At 45.7% G+C, this 18,731-nt stretch carries 17 protein-coding genes and 1 pseudogene; 14 read left to right on the forward strand and 4 right to left on the reverse strand.

Features of this window, described 5'->3' with window-relative positions:
- Positions 1-38: 38 nt before the first annotated feature.
- Both L1D23_RS17695 and L1D23_RS17700 read right to left on the reverse strand, forming a co-directional pair.
- Entirely contained in the window at positions 39-1,241 is a 1,203-nt protein-coding gene (locus tag L1D23_RS17695; protein ID WP_239869146.1) for a multidrug effflux MFS transporter, read from the reverse strand.
- Positions 1,234-1,881 (reverse strand): recombinase family protein, encoded by a 648-nt coding sequence (locus L1D23_RS17700; protein WP_239869148.1) that lies wholly within the window; start codon positions 1,879-1,881, stop codon positions 1,234-1,236. The genes L1D23_RS17695 and L1D23_RS17700 overlap by 8 nt, the downstream gene beginning before the upstream one ends.
- A 214-nt stretch (positions 1,882-2,095) precedes the next feature.
- Here L1D23_RS17700 and L1D23_RS17705 point away from each other — a divergent pair, with 214 nt between their 5' ends.
- The 8 genes from L1D23_RS17705 to ugpC all read left to right on the forward strand — a co-directional run bounded on the left by L1D23_RS17705 (position 2,096) and on the right by ugpC (position 9,979).
- A complete protein-coding gene (locus L1D23_RS17705) occupies positions 2,096-2,440 on the forward strand; it encodes a multidrug efflux SMR transporter (RefSeq protein WP_239869157.1) in 345 nt (114 codons plus the stop codon).
- 74 nt (positions 2,441-2,514) lie between these two features.
- On the forward strand, positions 2,515-3,399 hold the full coding sequence (locus L1D23_RS17710) for a LysR substrate-binding domain-containing protein (protein WP_239869159.1): 885 nt from the start codon (positions 2,515-2,517) through the stop codon (positions 3,397-3,399).
- Between the two features lie 106 nt (positions 3,400-3,505).
- Positions 3,506-4,390, forward strand: coding sequence for a sugar ABC transporter permease (locus L1D23_RS17715; protein ID WP_239869161.1), 885 nt, complete (start codon positions 3,506-3,508; stop codon positions 4,388-4,390).
- A 10-nt stretch (positions 4,391-4,400) separates the two neighbouring features.
- Positions 4,401-5,348 (forward strand): carbohydrate ABC transporter permease, encoded by a 948-nt coding sequence (locus L1D23_RS17720; protein ID WP_239869163.1) that lies wholly within the window; start codon positions 4,401-4,403, stop codon positions 5,346-5,348.
- Positions 5,349-5,354: 6 nt separating this feature from the next.
- Positions 5,355-6,635, forward strand: coding sequence for an extracellular solute-binding protein (locus L1D23_RS17725; protein ID WP_239869173.1), 1,281 nt, complete (start codon positions 5,355-5,357; stop codon positions 6,633-6,635).
- 61 nt (positions 6,636-6,696) lie between these two features.
- The gene (locus L1D23_RS17730; RefSeq protein WP_239869190.1) at positions 6,697-8,118 is read left to right on the forward strand and encodes a CehA/McbA family metallohydrolase; all 1,422 of its coding nucleotides are present in this window, start codon (positions 6,697-6,699) and stop codon (positions 8,116-8,118) included.
- Positions 8,108-8,842, forward strand: a complete 735-nt coding sequence (locus L1D23_RS17735; RefSeq protein WP_021457371.1) for an HAD family hydrolase — start codon at positions 8,108-8,110, stop codon at positions 8,840-8,842. The genes L1D23_RS17730 and L1D23_RS17735 overlap by 11 nt, the downstream gene beginning before the upstream one ends.
- 9 nt (positions 8,843-8,851) lie before the next feature.
- On the forward strand, positions 8,852-9,979 hold the full coding sequence (gene ugpC, locus L1D23_RS17740; protein ID WP_239869220.1) for a sn-glycerol-3-phosphate ABC transporter ATP-binding protein UgpC: 1,128 nt from the start codon (positions 8,852-8,854) through the stop codon (positions 9,977-9,979).
- A 62-nt stretch (positions 9,980-10,041) separates the two neighbouring features.
- On the opposite strand, the gene L1D23_RS17745 is transcribed toward ugpC, so the two are convergent.
- Positions 10,042-10,467, reverse strand: a complete 426-nt coding sequence (locus tag L1D23_RS17745) for a universal stress protein (RefSeq protein WP_239835736.1) — start codon at positions 10,465-10,467, stop codon at positions 10,042-10,044.
- 210 nt (positions 10,468-10,677) lie between these two features.
- Between L1D23_RS17745 and ascB the strand changes: the two genes are divergently transcribed.
- The 6 genes from ascB to L1D23_RS17775 all read left to right on the forward strand — a co-directional run bounded on the left by ascB (position 10,678) and on the right by L1D23_RS17775 (position 17,785).
- Positions 10,678-12,069: a 6-phospho-beta-glucosidase gene (gene ascB, locus L1D23_RS17750; protein WP_239869636.1), complete on the forward strand. Its 1,392-nt coding sequence runs from the start codon at positions 10,678-10,680 to the stop codon at positions 12,067-12,069.
- Between the two features lie 180 nt (positions 12,070-12,249).
- A complete protein-coding gene (locus L1D23_RS17755) occupies positions 12,250-12,984 on the forward strand; it encodes an IclR family transcriptional regulator (protein ID WP_239869222.1) in 735 nt (244 codons plus the stop codon).
- A 7-nt stretch (positions 12,985-12,991) separates the two neighbouring features.
- Complete coding sequence (locus L1D23_RS17760) at positions 12,992-13,819, forward strand: arginase (protein WP_239869231.1); 828 nt, start codon at positions 12,992-12,994, stop codon at positions 13,817-13,819.
- 651 nt (positions 13,820-14,470) lie between these two features.
- Positions 14,471-16,348, forward strand: a complete 1,878-nt coding sequence (locus L1D23_RS17765; protein WP_239869241.1) for a PhoX family phosphatase — start codon at positions 14,471-14,473, stop codon at positions 16,346-16,348.
- A 395-nt stretch (positions 16,349-16,743) separates the two neighbouring features.
- Positions 16,744-16,902, forward strand: a complete 159-nt coding sequence (locus tag L1D23_RS17770; protein WP_239869667.1) for a hypothetical protein — start codon at positions 16,744-16,746, stop codon at positions 16,900-16,902.
- A gap of 364 nt (positions 16,903-17,266) precedes the next feature.
- A complete protein-coding gene (locus L1D23_RS17775; RefSeq protein WP_239869243.1) occupies positions 17,267-17,785 on the forward strand; it encodes a VCBS domain-containing protein in 519 nt (172 codons plus the stop codon).
- Here L1D23_RS17775 and L1D23_RS17780 read toward each other — a convergent pair.
- Positions 17,782-18,665 (reverse strand): annotated as a pseudogene (locus L1D23_RS17780) (LysR family transcriptional regulator). The gene L1D23_RS17775 and the pseudogene L1D23_RS17780 sit on opposite strands and share 4 nt — an antisense overlap.
- Between the last annotated feature and the right edge of the window lie 66 nt (positions 18,666-18,731).

The following is an 18,731-nucleotide window of genomic DNA, read 5'->3' on the forward strand; positions in this document are numbered from 1 at the left end:
ACTAAAACGCCCGATGTCCCTCATTGGGCGTTTTGATTTTAAGCCAGTTGATCCTCATTTTGAGCTACGGCCTCCTGAGTGCTGAATCCACGCACTATATTGCTCAGGGTAATGACAGCGAAGGCAATAATGACAAAACTCAAGTGCCATGCTTGATTCAAGCCCAATGTTACCAGCGCCATGCTGACGATAGATGAGATGATCATTTGACCGCCACCAGACATAGCGGCGGCGACCCCTGCTTGTTTTTTGTATGGCTGCATCACCATCGCTTGCGCACAGGGAAGGGCTATTGCATTGCCTAAGATCATCAGTAGCTGGCCAAGCATTAAATAGAGCGGCTCAAGCGGACAGAAGAAAAACCATAGTGCGGAAGCAAGGTGCAATACAGGTGTACACAGGAGCATTTTCTTACTGCCCGTCACGGGCCTTATCCGATTGCAGATACTGGTCCCCGTTAACATGCCTAACGCTGGAATTAACGCCCACATGGCGTATTCATCGGATGTCATTCCAATCTGATCTTGCATGATAAAGGGCATCACGGAGACTGTGGTGATCATCAGGCTGAAGTTTAACCAGCCAATACTGGCGAAACTTATGAAATACCGAGAGGTGAGCAGTTCACGATATTGTCTCAGCATGCTGGTCGGTGAAAGCAGTGGTTTAGTGTGACTTAATGTTTCATCGAAAAATATCGCCAAAGTAGCCCAAGCAATCGCCACATAACCGAGTAATGAGACAAACACCATACTCCAGCCAAAATGGAAGTTGATGAAGCCTCCTAAAACAGGAGCGATCAAAGGCGTGATTGACGCTACCATGGCTATATAAGAAAGGGCGGTAGGCAACTGAGCTCCATTGTAGCGATCTCTGGTCGAAGCGCGTGCTAACACTGCACAGCAACCGGTTCCCAAACCTTGAAGTAGCCTTCCGAATACCATTCCAGTGAAGGAGTCGCTGAGTAAGAGGATGAGTATCAAGCCCGTTAGCGCGAGTAGTAGCCCTGCCAGCAACACCTTCTTGCGGCCCAGTGAATCAGAAATGGGACCATATAAGAATTGTGAAGGTCCAAAGCCGAGTAAGTACACACTGACTAATAACTGAGCTTGGTCGAGAGAAATATTGAAGTCGCGAGCTATCCAAGGCAAGGATGGGAATACCAACCCCATGCTTAATTGGCCGATACTGATGATCAAACAGGCGAGTAGAATGGTTCTTGGTTGGATTGTGTTACTCATCATTCTCTCCACAAGCAGGCTGGCCTTTTACACGACGTTTAAGACAGCCTTCGTCATCATGGCTCTGTAACTTGGCTTTGACTCTTTTTACTGTTGATAGGCTCACACTACATTGTTCGGCGACGTTTTGCAGGGTTTCACCTTGCATCAAGAGTTCAGCGATTTGTCGGTGTTTCTGCTTATCAGCAGGGCGACCGCGGAATTTTTGTTTCCATAATTCAGGGTTTTCTTTGAGTTGTTTTCGCCCCATCTCTGCGGCAAATAAGCGGTGTTGAGTCTGTACTTGTCCGTAACCAGACAACAAGGAGAGTACGGTTTGGCCTTGTATTGTGTTTGGTTCAAGTCGTAATGGTTCACATACGGTTTGTACATTAACGCCCTTTTTATAAAGTCGTTCTACGACATGAAGCGCTTGACTAAAATCATGACCAAATACACTTAGCCACCAGACTACAACCGTATCATTCGCTTTTAATACATTGAAAAGTTTGACGAATTCAGGTCTTTCCATAGGTGGAATATACCCATATACCTTGTCCTGAAAATGTATAGCTTCAGGAGCGGTAGCTTGCATTTGCTCTAGGTGTTGCGCATAAGCCTGGTTTTTTGGAGAAAACCGCGAGTAAAGATACACAGTCATACAAAGAAATTTATGGTTTATTTGATGTTATGGTTCATAAATGTAGATTGGTTCATTAATTAATTCAACACCAAATGAGCTTTTTGTATGATTCGTGTTATTTTAATCTAAGCAATCTTAGGTACTTGGCTTATATTTTCTATTGAGTTTCGACACAGTAATGACATGCAAAGTCATTACCCTGTGCTATTTACACTATAAATGCGGGTTAAATATGTTGTTGTCCTTACCACCTGTAATGACCCTAATTATCGCTATTGTCCTTGAAGTCTTTGCTACTTCTTGGTTGCCAAAAACGCAGAAGTTTACGGCGTTGTATCCTACATTAGGCGTGTTAGTGGGTTATGGATTAGCGTTTTATCTACTTTCGTTGACGGTGCAGAGCATGGCGTTAGGCGTGGCTTATGCGATCTGGTGTGGGGCTGGCATTGTTCTTGTCGCAGCACTTTCTTGGCTGGTCTATGGGCAAAAATTGGATGTGTATGCTTTGGTTGGTATCGGCTTTATCCTGTGCGGGACGGTGATCATAAATCTGTTCTCCACCTCCATTAGTCATTAATCTGTCATCTTAGCGTCGAAAATCTGCAACCTGATTGAAGTAATTTTCACTTTTATTTCAATCAGGTGAACGCCATGTTACCTCCTTTACGTGCTTTGGTCGCTTTTGAAGCAGTTGCCCGGCTTGGCTCAATTGGCGCTGCCGCTCGGGAGCTGTGTGTTACGCAGGCCGCTGTGAGTCAACAGTTGAAAAGTCTGGAAGCGTTTCTTGATACGACGTTGTTCGAGCGAACACAAAAGGGCGTCAGGTTGACGTCGTCTGCTCAGCAGTACCAACCGATTGTTTCCGGCTCCCTAGCTCACCTTAAACTTCAGACTCAACTGTTGTTTGGTGAAAAGGAAACTGACGTACTGAGCCTCAGAGTAAACCACACCCTTTGCCATAACTGGCTCCTACCGCGCTTACCGCATTTTTACAACAAATACCCTTTCATTCGCCTTGATATTCAGTTGGTCGATTGGCCTTCAACTACCCCTTGCCAGAACGTTGATATCGAATTGACCAATGGCAAAGTGGAAAGTGAAGACACCAGTGCTGAGCGACTGTTTCAGGAACACTGGCAACTGGTGTGCAGTCCTGAGTTCAAACGTGGCTATCAAACTCAGCTTGATGAGCGTGATTTTTCACAGCTTCCTGCCGTGCAAGTAAAGGGGTATCAGGAGAATTGGCTTCAGTGGCTCAGTCACAATCAGTTCGATGCCGTGCTGCCTAAGGTTCAACTCGAAATCAGTAACTCTCTGCATGCTTTGGAAGCGGTCAAACATGGTGTCGGTGTGTTGTTGGTAAGGTCGCTGGCGGTGTCAGAACTGTTAAAGAGTGGAGAGCTGGTATTGGCGGTGGATGCCTCTATGCCAGCGGAATCGGGCCATTATCTGATCACCAAAAACAGTCGTAATGCCAAGGTTAATTTCTTTTGTGACTGGCTGCACCATCAGATCAAAGATGATGGCTTGGCTTAAAGATTTTCTTATGAGTGCCCATAAAAAAAATGAGGGGCACTCCAACAGGCTTGTCATATAGCGCACTTAGTTTATTGACATATCACGGAAGTACTAAGGTCAAACCATGGGTACCATCTCACAACAAATATCGAGCCACCTCAAAGTGCTGTTGTTCACTGCACCACTGCTGATTCCACTGGTGGCTTTTTGGTTAGTGCCGTTCGGCTACTCCATTTATATAAGCTTTACAGATTGGGATTACATTTCGCCTGAATACGATTTCATCGGCTTGGAAAACTATCAGTATATGATCGAGGACTTTGAGTTCACTCAGGCGTTACTCAACACATTTTGGTTTTCTCTTGGTGTGGTTATTCCGACTGTGGTGTTGGGGCTGATCTTTGCTTTACTGCTGCATAAAAACTTTGCGGGCAGCCAGTTTTATCGTGCAGTGATCTTCTCACCTTGGATTACACCAACGGTTGCGGTGTCGATTGTCTGGTCTTGGGTGTTTGAGTCCAAATCCGGTCTGGCGAATCAAATACTGATGTCGATGGGGTTCGACAAGATTGCGTGGCTGGAGCAGGGCGATACTGCCATGGTCGCGGTGATTATTGTCACTATTTGGCAGGCCATCGGCTGGACCATGCTGTTTTACATCAGCGCGCTCAACAAAATCCCCAGTTCCCTTTATGAAGCGTCACTGATTGACGGTTGCAGCAGTCTGACTCGCTTTTTCAAAATCACGTTACCGCTAGTGTCGCCGACCACTTTTTTCTTGTTGGTGGTCAACATCATCAATGCGGTTCAGGCGTTTGACCAGTTCCAGATCCTGACACAAGGCGGGCCTGGTGGTGAGACTCGCACACTACTTTACCTCTTTTATCAGCAAGCTTTTGAGCGTTATGAAATGGGGCCGGCAGCGGCGACATCATTGGTGATTTTCCTGATCACTGGATTATTGGCCTTGGCAAATACCTACATTGGTAAACGCTGGGTTTACTACTGAGGATAGGAATATGACGACACAAGTTATGGGTAGCGCGCCACGATTACGCCAGACAAATGGATCACTTCAAGCGGTGATAACTGACAATTCAATACCGGCTACTCAGGAAAAGACCAGCAAGCGATTGGAAATACAAACACTGACTTCGATAGGTAAACACCTGTTTCTCGCTGCATGCGGCACATTAATGGTGTTCCCTTTTCTCTGGATGTTGTCTGGTTCTCTGAAATCGAACGATGAGATTTTCGCCAGCCCACTGAATTTGATTCCGGAGCAATTTCGCTGGGAGACCTTTGTTGAGACGTTCCAAAGTGCACCATTTGGTTTATACATTTTCAACAGCTTCAGTGTCGCGCTTTTTACGACATTGCTAGTGATCATCAATTCTGCGATGTTCGCTTATGCCTTGACTCAGCTGAAGTTCCGCTCAAAGACGGTGCTCTATTTTGTTGTGATGGGCTGTTACATGTTGCCGGGGGCGGTGACTTACATTCCATCTTACATCACGCTGGCGAAGTTGGGGCTGCTCGACTCACACATGGGGCTAGTAGTGTCCAATGCCGCGTCTATTTTTGGCGTTTTCTACCTGCGTCAGGTCTTCATCAAAATCCATCCGTCACTGATCGAAGCGGCACGCATTGATGGTGCCGGTGAGTTGAAAATCTTATGGGCGATTTTGCTGCCTCAATGCAGAGCAGCGGTCGCAACCTTGTTCCTGATTACCTTTATCACGAACTACAACAGTTATATGTGGCCGAGTCTGGTGATCACTTCACAAGAGCTGAACCTGATTGCAACCGGGATTCGCCACTACTTCATAGCCGAAGGCAATTACGGTCTTAACTGGTCGCAAATTATGGCAGCCAGCACGATTGCCGTATTGCCTTTGTTGATTCTATTCGTCTTGTGTCAAAAGACGATTCTTTCAGGTATCGCCGATAACGGCGTAAAAGAGTAAATGGAAATGAAACTAAAAACTCTCGCACTAGTGTGTGCTGGCGCAGCGAGCGCTTCAATGGTCTCGGGTAGCGTTCTGGCAAAAACGGAAGTGAATTTCTGGTATTCCGGCGGTACAAAACCTCAGAAGCTGATGACTCAGCTGATTGAAGAGTTTAATGCCAGCCAAGATGAATATGTCATCAAGCCAGCATTGCAAGGAAACTACACCGAAACGTATCAGAAACTGCAGGCAGGTTTGGCTTCAAAAACCGCTCCGGAAGTGGTTCTGCTTGATTCAGTCCGAGCTGAGGCGATGTATGAGCGTGGCTTGAGTCGTGATCTTAAACCGTATATGGATGCAGAGTTCAACTTCTCGGACTTTGTCGGGGCGTTTAAAGATCAGGTGACGGCTGAAGATGGAACAGTGATTGGCTTACCAGCTTACGGTACGACCCAGGTGTTTTACTACAACAAGAAAGTGTTGGCAGACAATGGCTTTACGGAGAAAGACCTGAGTACCTGGCAGGATGTGGCTAAAGTTGCTGAGAAAGTGACTCAGCGAGATGCGAAAGGCAACACGACTTTTTATGGCTGGGAACCGATGTGGGGTCAGGACAATATGATCGACGCCGCTTTCTCTAATGGCGCTAAGGTGATCAGCGATGATGGCAAAACAGTACTGATTGACTCAAAGCAATGGGTTGAAGTGTGGGACAGCTTCCGCAAATGGATTCACGAAGACCAAATCATGCGTATTCACCACGGTGGTCAGGGCTGGGAGTACTGGTACAAGACCATTGATGATGTTATGAAAGACAACGCCCTTGGTTATACAGGCTCATCGGGTGATCAGGGTGATCTCGATTTCACTAAACTTGCTGCAACTACGCAGCCTGGATGGGGCTCTCACCCATCCGCACCTCAAGCTGGTGCTCTTGTCTACGTGATGCCTAAGGGGACCGACGACAAGGCAGCACAAGGTGCGTTTGAGTTTATGGAGTTTTATACCAACGCTAAGAACACCGCGAACTGGTCTATGTTCACAGGTTACATCCCTGTACGTATGAGTGTAGAAAGCGTGCCTGAGTATCAGGCGTTCACCAAAGATAACCCACAAGCGCTGATTCCGTTAAAGCAGGCAAGCTTCGCCAGCCAGGATTTCCTAGACCCAACCAATGGCAAGATCATGGATGCGCTGAAAGTGGCCGCCGATCAGATTCAAATTCAGAACGTACCTGCTGAGAAAGCGCTGAAACAAGCGGCGAAGAAAGCGCAGCGTGCGCTGGACAGAGTCAACCGCTCTTAATCTTGATAAGGAGCCTGCCTGGGTAGGCTCCATCCTATAGTGGGTTTAATTGGTGAAACCGATGACAGAATTTCAAGGTGAACTGACCTTCGGCAGAGTGTCGTTGTCGTTTATGGTTCCGCACGGTGCTGAGGCCGTTCAAATTACGGGCACGACCGTGACCAAAGGGTTCTTATACGCAGCGGCGTACGATAGTCATGGTCATTTTCGCGGAAAGGTATTGTTTGAAAAAGCGCATAAGTCGCTGAATATTTGTGCAGAGCAGTCAGGGTTTGGCGCGATTGATGGAGATTTGGCCGCTGGAGAATGGTCTCTGGAGCTGTACAACTTTGAAGGTGAGTTTCGTTCCGAGCGGGCGATGCAGTATCAGGTGATTATCGCGTTTGATCAACCGGTTGATACTCTAGCTATAGACAGTGTCGCAACTGTAGGGTTGGATCATCAGATTTCTTTTGATTACAGCCGGTTATTGAGCTCAGATTCTCGTTGGTATCGAGGTGATCTGCATGCACATACTCAGTTATCTGATGGACACAACACCCTTGCGGCAGCCAAGCAGATAGTCGAAGCGCAGGGCTTAGATTTCTTCTTCCTTACTGAACACAACATCTGCCAGCCAAGATTACCTTTGTCTGAGCAATGCCTGTTTATGCCTGCCCTTGAGGTGACTACAGACCTTGGGCACTTCAATGTTCATGGTCCACAATCTGCGCTGGATTTGCGTGATGTTGAGCATAGCAGCCAAAGTGTGATGGAAGCAGGACTGGCATTGGCCAACGCTTCTCATAGCTCTATTAGTGTTAACCACCCGATGATGAAGCCATGGCACTGGCATTATGCACCGCTTGAACTCGACAAAGTGTCGACGTTTGAGGTGTGTTGCGATCCGACTTGGTCAACATCACCTAAAGCGACAAACTCAGCGCTTAACGTATTGAGCGAAATGTGGAATTGCGGCCATAGAATCAGCGCCATTGGCGGCAGTGATTCCCACCTAGAGCCTCATGAGCGCAATCCGAAAGCGACGGAGCCTTCACTCTACGGTGACCCGTCGACCTTTGTGTTTAGTCATGGACTGTGTGGTGAAGGCATTCTCGCTGGGCTTCGGAACGGATATGTCTATTTAGAGCGTCGCTGCGGTTTATCTTTTGCCATCAACAGCAACGAATTATTACCCGGCTGCGATTCTAAAGGGCAGGCATTGTGCTACCAGTTAGCTGTGGACGATGTTGAGCATACTTATTACGCCGAATGTGTTGTCGATGGCGTTGTTGTTGCCAAAGTCACGCTGCACAACACCGAACAAATGCTGTTTGTAGAAGCAGGCTACTCTTGGTGCCGCATCGATATCCGCCGCGCCGAGAATGATGAATTTGAAGGTTGTATTAACGCCGTTTATGACGGCGACCAACCCATTTTTACTACGCCTCTGGTCAAAACCTGGGGTGAACTTATGGAGCGATTAAATAGTGATGAAGTTTAAAGCACTATTGTTTGATAAAGATGGCACTCTGCTGGAATTCCACAATATGTGGCTCAACGCTTCACGCAGTGCGTGCCAGACCGTAAAGGATTTCAGTGACACAAACCAGGGTCATCAAAACGTCACAGTTACGGAGTTACTCTTAGCCATCGGCGTAGAGGGCGACTCAGTCGACAACCATGGTCTGTTGGCGTCCAATCCGGTGGAAGACACGGCCAAAGCTTGGTTCGAGATCCTACGCCCAGTCGTTTCTCTGGAAATGTTTACGCGTGTGACCAAAGAGGCGTTTAACCATCATGTCGCTAATCATCCCGAATGGGTTGAAGCACTGCCAGGGGTAACAGAAAAACTGGATTCACTTAAGCAGCAGGGCATGATTCTTGGCATTGCTACCGCGGATACCAAGGACTCAACACTCTACACCTTACAGCAATCTGGTTTGAGCGAGATGTTTGATTATGTCGGTTACTCGGATGGTGACATCGAACCAAAGCCAGCCCCTGCACTGCTGAATGCTTTTTGTCAGCAATGCGGTGTTGAGCCACACGAAGTGATCATGTTTGGCGATACGGTGTCAGATATGGAATTTGGCACCAATGCGGGCGCGAAGAAAATCGGTGTTCTAACTGGAACCGCATTGGAAAGCGAACTGACGCCTGTTGCAGATCTGGTGATTCCATCGGTAGCCCATTTTGACCCACACGCATTTAACGAGTTGATTTAAGGATAAGCTATGGCGGAAGTCACGCTTAAAGGGGTGGAAAAAACCTACCCCAATGGATTCAAAGCGGTTCATGGTGTTGACCTGAACATTCGCGAAGGCGAGTTTATGGTGTTTGTTGGGCCGTCTGGCTGTGCTAAGTCGACGACCTTAAGAATGATCGCTGGCCTAGAAGAGATTTCTCACGGTGATGTCTATATCGGTGACAAACGCGTCAACGACTTACCTCCGAAAGATCGTGGTATCTCAATGGTGTTTCAGAATTATGCGTTATACCCACATATGTCAGTGTATGAAAACATGGCATTCGGGCTTAAACAGCAAAAACTGGCAAAGTCAGAAATTGAACTGCGTATTTTTGAGGCGGCAAAAACGTTAGAGATTGAACACTTGTTGCAAAACAAACCCGGTGAGATGTCGGGTGGTCAAAGACAGCGTGTTGCACTTGGACGTGCGATGGTGCGCAAGCCAGATGTGTTTTTGTTTGATGAGCCGTTGTCGAACCTTGATGCTAAATTGCGAGTGTCTACCCGAGTGAGCATTGCTCAGCTGCACTCTGATCTCAAAGCGGAGGGGCAGAATGCAACCATGATTTATGTGACCCATGATCAGGTGGAAGCTATGACGCTTGGGGATCGCATTTGTGTGCTTAATCAGGGGGAAATCATGCAAGTGGATACCCCAATGAACTTATACCGCTATCCAGCCAACAAATTTGTGGCAGGTTTTATTGGCTCTCCGGCGATGAACATCATTAAAGCGCGTATTGAGGAAATTGATGGTGTCATCAATGTACTCGCAGAAAGCGGTACTCGATGGACGTTGCCAGAAAGTAAGCAAGACTTAGCAAGGCAAAAAATCGGCCAGTGGGTGTGGTTTGGTATTCGCCCAGAGCATATTCAATTGGCGAACCATGATGCGCCACTCTCAGATGTTAACACTCAGCACCACTCTATTAACGTTGTGGAATCGATGGGCAATGAACTATACCTCTATTTCCAAGTTGGCAGAGATAAATTGATTGCTCGTGTGCCGTTTGATGCAGATCGCATGGTGTTTAATGGTGAAGAGACGTTATTGAATTTTAATGTCTCTGAGTGTCATATTTTTGATATCGATACTGAGCAAGCCCTTGTGTAGCCGCACATAAAATGACAAAGCCATCCGTGAAGGATGGCTTTTTGGTTCTCTTACTCGTTGATTTAATCTGGAATTGGCACAACCAAAATGTCGACCGGAGATTTGTTGATCAGGTGCCTTGAATAAGAAATGATCTTGCTCCAGAAGTCCTGATGGTGGCCACATATCAGCAAATCAACGCCGTTTTCTGTAATGGTGTCATTAAGCTTATCGCCCAGATCGCCAGTCCCGACTAAAAAATGCTTCACAGGAAAATCTAGCTTGGCTTGGAACGCTCGCAACCATTCCATTGAGTGTTCATTGAGTGGTCTGACGCTGGCGTCGGCGTGAATGTCGACCAGCTCTGGATAGATTTCTCCATGGGTGCCATCAATGTGGATGAGCGATATCTCCGCGTCATGCTGCTTAGCCATAAATACCGCTCTTTCAATCAACACATTGCTCTCTTCAGAAAGCTCTAGCGCGACCAGAATATGTCGATATTTCATTACCATGTCCTCCTATTGAACTGACTCATTTCATCATAGAGCGAATTACCGAAAAATGTTGTCTAAGAGATCGCGGAAATGCGACAAATTGCATTGGTTGGCGCGTATTGATAGTCAGTAAAACTAGGAAATAATGCTCAGGCACCTCAGCCTCATTTTGTTCCTAAAATGTGAGTTACACTCAGTTCAGGCTCGAAGTGAGAGAATATGATGACAACTTTTCCTAAGCATTTTCTGTGGGGCGGCGCGATTGCGGCGAATCAGGTGGAAGGCAGTTTTGACCTCGATGGCAAAGGGCTATCGACGTCTGACATGTTACCCAATGGGATTCTCAGTCCGCATCAGACGCGTCAGCAACGCACTGATGGTATCAAAGATCTGGCGATAGATTTTTACCAGCGTTACCCAGAAGACATCGCTCTGTTTAATGAAATGGGGTTCAACTGTTTGCGTTTGTCCATAGCTTGGACGCGTATATTCCCGAATGGTGACGAATCAGAGCCTAATGAAGCGGGATTGGCGTATTACGATCGTATCTTCGACGAACTAGCGAAACATGACATTACGCCTTTTGTCACCTTGTCTCATTACGAGATGCCTTATGCGTTGGTAGAAAACTATGATGGTTGGGCAAGCCGTAAGCTGATTGGGTTCTTTGAACGCTATGCTCGTAGCGTGTTTGAGCGCTATCAGAACAAGGTTAAACTGTGGCTGACGTTTAATGAGATCAACATGTCCCTACACGCGCCGTTTACCGGTGTGGGATTGGCTGAAGAGGCCAGTGAGCAGGCCATTTATCAGGCAATACATCATCAGCTTGTCGCTAATGCAAAAGCGGTGAAATTGTGTCATGAGATTATTCCAGATGCCAAGATAGGCAACATGCTGCTTGGCGCGATCAATTATCCGTACACCTGCAATCCTGACGATGTCATCGCGGCGATGCAGGAAAATAACAAATGGCTGTTTTTTGGTGATGTCCAGACTCGTGGTCGCTACCCAGGTTACATGCTTCGTTATTTCCGTGAAAAAGGGATTGAGATTGACATGCAGCCAGGTGATGTAGAGGAACTGGCGAGCGCCAGTGTTGACTTCATTTCATTCAGCTATTATGCGAGTGGCTGTGCTAGTGCGGATCCCAAGCAGAAAGAGGTCGGTAACATTGTCGACAGCGTGCCAAATCCGTATTTAGAGAAAAGTCAGTGGGGTTGGCTGATTGATCCTAAAGGGCTACGCATCTTGCTTAACTTTCTTTATGACCGCTATCAGAAGCCGTTATTCATTGTTGAAAATGGGCTTGGGGCGCGCGATGAAATCAACGCCGATGGTGAGATAGAGGATGATTATCGCATTGCCTATCTCAATGATCATTTAGTTCAGGCCAGAGAAGCCGTATTGGATGGGGTGGAATTAATGGGCTTCACCAGTTGGGGGCCGATTGATTTGGTTGCCAACTCCACTGCACAAATGAGTAAGCGTTACGGTTACATCTATGTCGATCGCCATGATGATGGTAGCGGCACATTAGAGCGTAAACGCAAGAAAAGCTTTTTCTGGTATCGGGACGTTATTCGAACTCAAGGAGCATCGCTAAAATCTTGAACTCAAGGAGCCATTTGGCTCCTTTACTGTATCCATTGGTGTAGCAATGAGTGAGCTGAAAGAGCCTGAGCAGCGATCTGTTTCCCATTAAATGAGAATGATAGGTTTGATTTATTTATAAATCCTCATTAAGTGAGAATATAATTTGCGCGTCAATCCAATAAGGCGGTAAAACCGAAAGTGAACACGATGAAGCAAAGCTCAGGGCAAGTGAATGAGAAGGTACTCCAGCTTTTGATGCAGGTCGCCGTCAATGAACAGCCAGTCACAGCGAAAGTGTTAAGTGAGCAGCTGGGGACGCCAATCAGCAGTTTATATCGTCATCTGAAATTGCTCAGAGAATGGAATTTGATTGAAGAAAGTGCAAGTGACAAAACCTTGATCATAGGTCCGGCAGCATTGATGCTGATGAGGAGCTACGAGAGTAAGCAGCATAACCTTGATTCGGTCGACTCAGTATTGAATCGCTTACAAAAACAGACTCAAGAAATGGCGGCTTACATGGTGCCAGTTGGCTATCGCGCGTTATGTGTTAGCCGTAAGGAAAGTATGCAAGCATTACGATGCAGTTATGTGGAAGGGCAGAGTCAGCCGTTGCTTAAAGGTGCATCGTCCAAAGTGATGCTTGCATATATGCCTGCACCAAGATGCGAGAAGATTCTACGTCATTTTGGTGAGTACCATCGCTTTGAGCAATGGCAATTGGAGTTAGATCAAATTCGCCATCAAGGTTATGCCCTCAGCACATCAGAGATTGATGCTGGTGTATCCGGTATTAGCGCACCAGTCATGAAAGGCTCTAAGCTGATGGGGGCGGTGTCCGTAATGGCGCCTGCTCATCGTGTCCAACAGAATCAGCAAAGAATTATTTTGCATGTTCTACAGGCAGCGAGGGCTTTGCCCCCAGAGAGGTAAATTGTGTATGTTTGGGCTATTTCGTCGTCATCAAAGTATTCCTGCGTTAATCGCTCCACAGTGTTTAACGTTAGCCAGTGTCAGTGAATACCTTAAGCCCATGTCAAAAATCGACTTTGAAGTGGCCGATCAAAACTTAGAAGAGATGTTTGAGTGGATGTGTCAGGAAAGTGGTTATCCATGGCAACATGGCGGTCATTTCAATTTACAAGGAGCCGTGGATGATTATGTATTATGGTTAAGTCAGGTGATGGATAGCCAATGCTTACCTGTTGTATTGAGTAACAATAGCGAGACTCTACTCTATTCACTGCCTTTGCTTCAATCGACCGAAAAGAGTTTTGGGATTATCCATATTGGCCGAGACTTTGAGCTTAATCCGGACTTGGGTGTACAAAGAGGCTCGGTATACCACTTTGCTTTATCTCGCTATGCGCAATGTCGAGTGTTCTTTTTGGGAATTGTTGAACAAAGCCACAACGATAAAGTATGCGAATACGCTGAAGATCTGGGATGTGATTGGTTAACACTCCCTGAGTGTAGTTTCGGTCACCGGTTTCAGGTTAAGCAGCAAATTGCCAGTTTTCTTTCCCATTGTGATGATCTCATTATTTGCTTGGATCTTGATTGTCTTTATCCGCCATCACACTTAGATACAGGCCATACTCTCGAAGTGACCATGGTTAATCGAATCCTGCGCCAAGTACTCATTTCTTCTCAGGTGCGTTGTATTCATCTGACTGGGTATAAAGATAAACACCTCTATTCCAAAGAAACACAAAGTATATTACGCCAACTGGCGGATTTATATCCATCAAGTCCTTTAGTGGCGTAATTGGGTCGAATACTAAATGTGAACTGCCAACTGTGAGCATAGATAGTGTGTGCGTAATGCTGCTTAAGACGCCATATGATCCAATAGGTAAGAGCGGTGATTGTTGAGGCTGATCTCGTAATGTTTATGTCATGATCTATGTGTTGATAGACAAATTTTACGATAAATAGACTTGTATAGTTGAGAAATTCAAAAGCTGGCAATGAATTGCCAGCTTAGTCGTTGATACCTGTTAGAGCAGGTTGAAAGGATGCAGGTTACTTCTTGTTTGTGTCTTTATTGGCGTCTTTCCAATATTGGATTCTGACACGGTGAAGTTGTGCTTTTCTCATTTTCTTCATGATATTCCCTCACTTTTTAATGACTTGCTCGTCATTGAGCATATGTGAATCAAGTTCCTCATGAACAAGATTTAATGTAGCGACCAAATCAAGATAACGCTAGGTTCTAGATCACATTTTTTTGCATATCTATTACGTCTTACTTGTAAAAAGTGAAGGTAGGTTCACTTTCATGGGAGTGCAATGTAATTCGAACTAAACTGTAATATCGTCTTTATTTAATAGAAACAATACCTTAACGAGATTGTCATTTTTACTGTCTATTATCGCTCGCTATTAATAAAAAACATACTCGAGCAAGGAGTCAGCAATGTGGAATCGCGATGAGCAAGATTCTCAATTTAGCCAAATGATCGAGGCGGGCTTATCTCGTCGCCGTTTCTTGGCTGGTACCGCAGCAGTAGGTGCAGGCGCGTTTCTGTCACTTAACCCTATCACTAAGGCATTCGCCGCAGACAAGAAAAGTACGTTACTAAATTTTGACGCTGTTCCGGCCTCTACATCCGATGCGATTATTGTGCCAAAAGGCTATAAAGCAACGCCTTTGTTATCTTGGGGTGACCCGATATTTGCTGATGCGCCTGAATTCGATCCGAGCGGTAAGCAAGACTCTAAGGCTCAGCTCAGCCAGTTTGGTGATAATACCGATGGTATGAGCTTGTTCCCGATCACTAAAGATCGTGCGGTAATCGCAGTCAATAATGAGTACACCAATTATGAGTACTTATTTGATCATGGCGGCAAAGCGATGACCGCAGATGATGTATTGAAAGCACAAGCAGCTCATGGCGTGACTGTGTTTGAAATCGTCAAGTCGGGTGGTGAATGGAAACTGGACAAAAATGGTAAGCGCAATCGTCGCATCACAGCGGTAACAGAAATGCAGCTGACAGGCCCAGCTGCAGGTCACGATTTGATGAAGACTAAGCTTGATCCAACTGGTATGAAGCCTTTGGGTACGTTCAACAACTGTGCCAATGGCCAGACTCCTTGGGGGACTTACCTGACTTGTGAAGAAAACTTTAATGGCTACTTTGGTACCAGCAGTGATGCTGACTTATCAGATGATCATGCACGCTATGGCATTGTTGCAGAGAAGAGCAAATATCAATGGCATGACACTGATGAGCGTTTTGACTTGGCCAAGCATCCGAATGAACCTCATCGTTTTGGCTGGGTGGTTGAAATTGACCCGCATGATCCTACATCAACACCGCTTAAACGTACTGCTCTAGGTCGATTTAAGCACGAAAATGCGGCGCTGGTTATCAATGACGATGGGCATGTAATCGTCTATTTAGGTGACGACGAGCGTGGTGAGCACCTTTACAAGTTTGTTTCGAAGAACAAATACCAGCCTGGCAATGACAAAGCAAACCGCAATCTACTCGAAGAAGGCACGCTGTATGTGGCTAAATTCGAGATGGATGATGCTGAGCTAAAAGGCAAAGGTCAGTGGCTAGAACTGACGTATGGTAAGAATGGTTTGACCAAAGAGAACGGTTTCCATGACCAAGCGGAAGTCGTGACGTTTGCCCGTCGAGCAGCGACTCAGGTTGGGGCGACTACTATGGATCGTCCAGAGTGGGTTGCGGTGCATCCAGACAACCAACATGTTTTCTGCACGTTGACCAACAATAAAAACCGTGGCGTCAAGGAAGGTCAACCTGTGGGTGGTCCAAACCCACGTAAAGAAAACCATTACGGGCAGATTGTTCGCTGGGTGCCACAGAATGGCGACCACACCAGTGAAGGGTTCGAGTGGGATCTTTATCTGATTGCAGGAAACCCAACTGTGCATAAAGGTAACCTATACGCAGGTAGTGAGAACATCAATGAAAATAATATGTTCAACAGCCCTGATGGTATTGGTTTTGATAAGGCGGGTCGTTTGTGGATCCAAACCGATGGTGACTACTCAAACAAGGGAGACTTTGCAGGTCAAGGGAACAACCAGATGATGTGTGGTGATCCAATGACTGGTGAGGTGCGTCGCTTCTTAACGGGGCCTGTCGCTTGTGAAATCACTGGTTTGACTTTCTCCGAAGACTACAAGACGATGTTTGTCGGTGTTCAGCACCCGGGTGAGAAAGGGGCACCTTCGCACTTCCCAGCGGGTGGTAATAGCAAACCACGTTCAACCATTGTTGCGATCACTCGTGAAGATGGTGGCGTGATCGGCGCATAAAATTAAACATTCCCATTGGGGATATTTGCACTACTCAAGGGGCTGTTTGCCCCTTTTTTGATCCTCTAAGAATACCAAGTGGGATAAATATGCGTAAGTAAGCATAAAAATTGTGATCCTTTGGCTGTTAACCACTAAATGTAGTTGCTCCGAGTATACGGTATAACTATAGTGAAAGAGTGCCCACATAATTTAAAGGTGTAGAGACCCGAGTAAGCTCTCAGAGTTAATACGAAAAACTGAACGAATACGAGACACAAGGCTCAGTGAAATGCCGCTGAGAGTGAATCGAAAACGCCAAAGAATAAAGTATTTACAAAGGCCTTATAGCTGTCCAAGCTTTTCGAAGCTGCACCTGAGTTATCGGTACATGTGTTGATAACCAAGGAGGAGGTTTGGCTATGATCGTTTTGAGTTTAGTGGCTCTGGGTATCATTGTTTTCTTTGCCTGCTGGATATGCCAGCACGGTTTGCCGTTTTTGGGTATGCAGCTAGATGAAACGGATCAGCTTCTCCTTGCAGAAGCCGCGGGAAAAGATGTATTAGAAGCATAAATTGCATTGGTATTGGGTAGAAGAAAGGAGCCGCTTGTATAACGGCTCCTTTTTTGTCTCTATCGATTCAATTCTGCCCTATTTATCACGTCTGAGTTAAGTCACTGTGTGGTGAATAGAATGATTAAATGTCCTATTGGCAAATTGAAAATAGAGCCTGAAGCTTGTTGTGTTTTGCTTCTCATATTGAAAATCTATATGCGGTTGTCTTTTTCTCATTTCTATCATAATGAATTATATGCACTTTTGTGCGTATTTATTTTTCGATCTTTTTGGCGCACAGCTTGCATTAGTGACTGTACCTCACTTGATAAAAAATGTGTTCGTTTTTGACAAGTGCAATTAGAGGAAATAGGAGAAGGTTATGGCTCACTCAATCAACTCACACCATCCTGAAAGCGCTGTTAATCGTACAGAAACCTACGCTTTGTCTACCGATGTCAATCCTTCTGCAAGTCTACGTTTATTACGTTCTACGCCGATTTCACTATTGCGAAGCCATACTGAAGGAATAAGAGAAAGAGCAAGTCAAATGCTCAGTAAGGAGACAAGCAAGGATATAGAATGGGAATTGTCACCATTATTGATAGATTCTGGACGACTTCTTATTTCAGGCAGCCACCGACGCCAGACGCGATTTGACCCCAATAGTATCGTTGCAGCAAAGGGAACGCTAGGTTCTTTAAGCATTGATAAAGATGGGTTCTGGGATTATTCGGTTTATAACATCAAAATGCAGTTTCTTCAGCATGGTGAGCGTAAGATTGAAAGCTTCTCACTATATTCGGAGTCTGGTGATCCCATTACTATTAGCCTCACATTGATTGGTGTAGAGGGCGGGGCAGTGATTGAAGAGCTAGCGACTGAAGTGACCGTTGGTTAATTGCGATGAAAGTGAGAAGAGATCTCTTTCATTATGGTCGTAAAACGCTGCGGTAACTGGCGGTGTTTTTTAGTCAGACAAAACAAAGTTTCTACAACCTCACTCTGTGACTGATAAATAGCAATATCGTCTTTGCCTGAAAATGAATCGAGTGCACTTTTCGGCAAAACGGTAAATCCCAGTCCATTGGCAACTGGTAACAATATCTGATTCAACTGATTGATATACCCAGTGACGGGAATGTCATCAATGTTGATATTCTCCAAGCACGGCTCCCCACATCCGGCGAAATACAGTGAGAGGTAATGGATAGCGTCGGGGTGCTGAATCAAACCAATCGATTTCAAAGCATCAGCGGTTAACTTCTTTGATGATATACTGGCAGGTAGCATCAGACAAAGAGGTTCGACTCCTAATGTCTCTGCTTCGAAGCGAGAATCGGAAGGTATATGCGTTACTATCCCAATATCACTTTCTCCAGATAGTACATCGGCCAAAATTTTATAATGTGGAGCTGCCTCTATCCTTGGTACTAGGTTTGGGTGTTTACATTGTAAATTAAGTAAGTGTGGATAGAGGTGTAGCGCAAGAGCTCCTGAACAGGAAAGGGAAACGTTGCCCGAATACGGGTCTTCTATATTGAGTGAATGGAGAAGTTCAGCCTGTTGATGTTCGATTTTTAGGGCATAGCGGTAGACAGATTGCCCGGCTTCTGTAATTTCAAATGCTTTGTTATGTCTGGCGATGAGAGCATGACCGCATGCTTGCTCTAGCTTTTTTATGTGCTGGCTGACGCCATAAATAGCTTTTCTGCAGTTTTTGTAAAGTGGCCGGTATCGATTAACGTTTGAAAGGTTTTCAGCCACAATGGATTCAGCATAGTCATCTTTTAATAACAAAAAATTATTTTTGATAGTCTATGTGATAACGTGATGTTTGGATAGTC

It is taken from the genome of Vibrio sp. Isolate24 (assembly GCF_022398215.1).
Lineage (GTDB): Bacteria > Pseudomonadota > Gammaproteobacteria > Enterobacterales > Vibrionaceae > Vibrio > Vibrio coralliilyticus_A.

Excerpts from the sequence above, each read along its gene's own strand:
- L1D23_RS17760 (WP_239869231.1), top strand. The coding sequence starts at position 12,992 with ATGTTTGGGCTATTTCGTCGTCATCAAAGTATTCCTGCGTTAATCGCT.
- L1D23_RS17720 (WP_239869163.1), top strand. The coding sequence starts at position 4,401 with ATGACGACACAAGTTATGGGTAGCGCGCCACGATTACGCCAGACAAAT.
- L1D23_RS17695 (WP_239869146.1), bottom strand. The coding sequence starts at position 1,241 with ATGAGTAACACAATCCAACCAAGAACCATTCTACTCGCCTGTTTGATC.
- L1D23_RS17715 (WP_239869161.1), top strand. The coding sequence starts at position 3,506 with ATGGGTACCATCTCACAACAAATATCGAGCCACCTCAAAGTGCTGTTG.
- L1D23_RS17730 (WP_239869190.1), top strand. The coding sequence starts at position 6,697 with ATGACAGAATTTCAAGGTGAACTGACCTTCGGCAGAGTGTCGTTGTCG.
- L1D23_RS17745 (WP_239835736.1), bottom strand. The coding sequence starts at position 10,467 with ATGAAATATCGACATATTCTGGTCGCGCTAGAGCTTTCTGAAGAGAGC.
- L1D23_RS17775 (WP_239869243.1), top strand. The coding sequence starts at position 17,267 with ATGGCTCACTCAATCAACTCACACCATCCTGAAAGCGCTGTTAATCGT.
- L1D23_RS17765 (WP_239869241.1), top strand. The coding sequence starts at position 14,471 with ATGTGGAATCGCGATGAGCAAGATTCTCAATTTAGCCAAATGATCGAG.
- L1D23_RS17705 (WP_239869157.1), top strand. The coding sequence starts at position 2,096 with ATGTTGTTGTCCTTACCACCTGTAATGACCCTAATTATCGCTATTGTC.
- ugpC (WP_239869220.1), top strand. The coding sequence starts at position 8,852 with ATGGCGGAAGTCACGCTTAAAGGGGTGGAAAAAACCTACCCCAATGGA.
- L1D23_RS17735 (WP_021457371.1), top strand. The coding sequence starts at position 8,108 with ATGAAGTTTAAAGCACTATTGTTTGATAAAGATGGCACTCTGCTGGAA.
- ascB (WP_239869636.1), top strand. The coding sequence starts at position 10,678 with ATGACAACTTTTCCTAAGCATTTTCTGTGGGGCGGCGCGATTGCGGCG.
- L1D23_RS17700 (WP_239869148.1), bottom strand. The coding sequence starts at position 1,881 with ATGACTGTGTATCTTTACTCGCGGTTTTCTCCAAAAAACCAGGCTTAT.
- L1D23_RS17725 (WP_239869173.1), top strand. The coding sequence starts at position 5,355 with ATGAAACTAAAAACTCTCGCACTAGTGTGTGCTGGCGCAGCGAGCGCT.
- L1D23_RS17710 (WP_239869159.1), top strand. The coding sequence starts at position 2,515 with ATGTTACCTCCTTTACGTGCTTTGGTCGCTTTTGAAGCAGTTGCCCGG.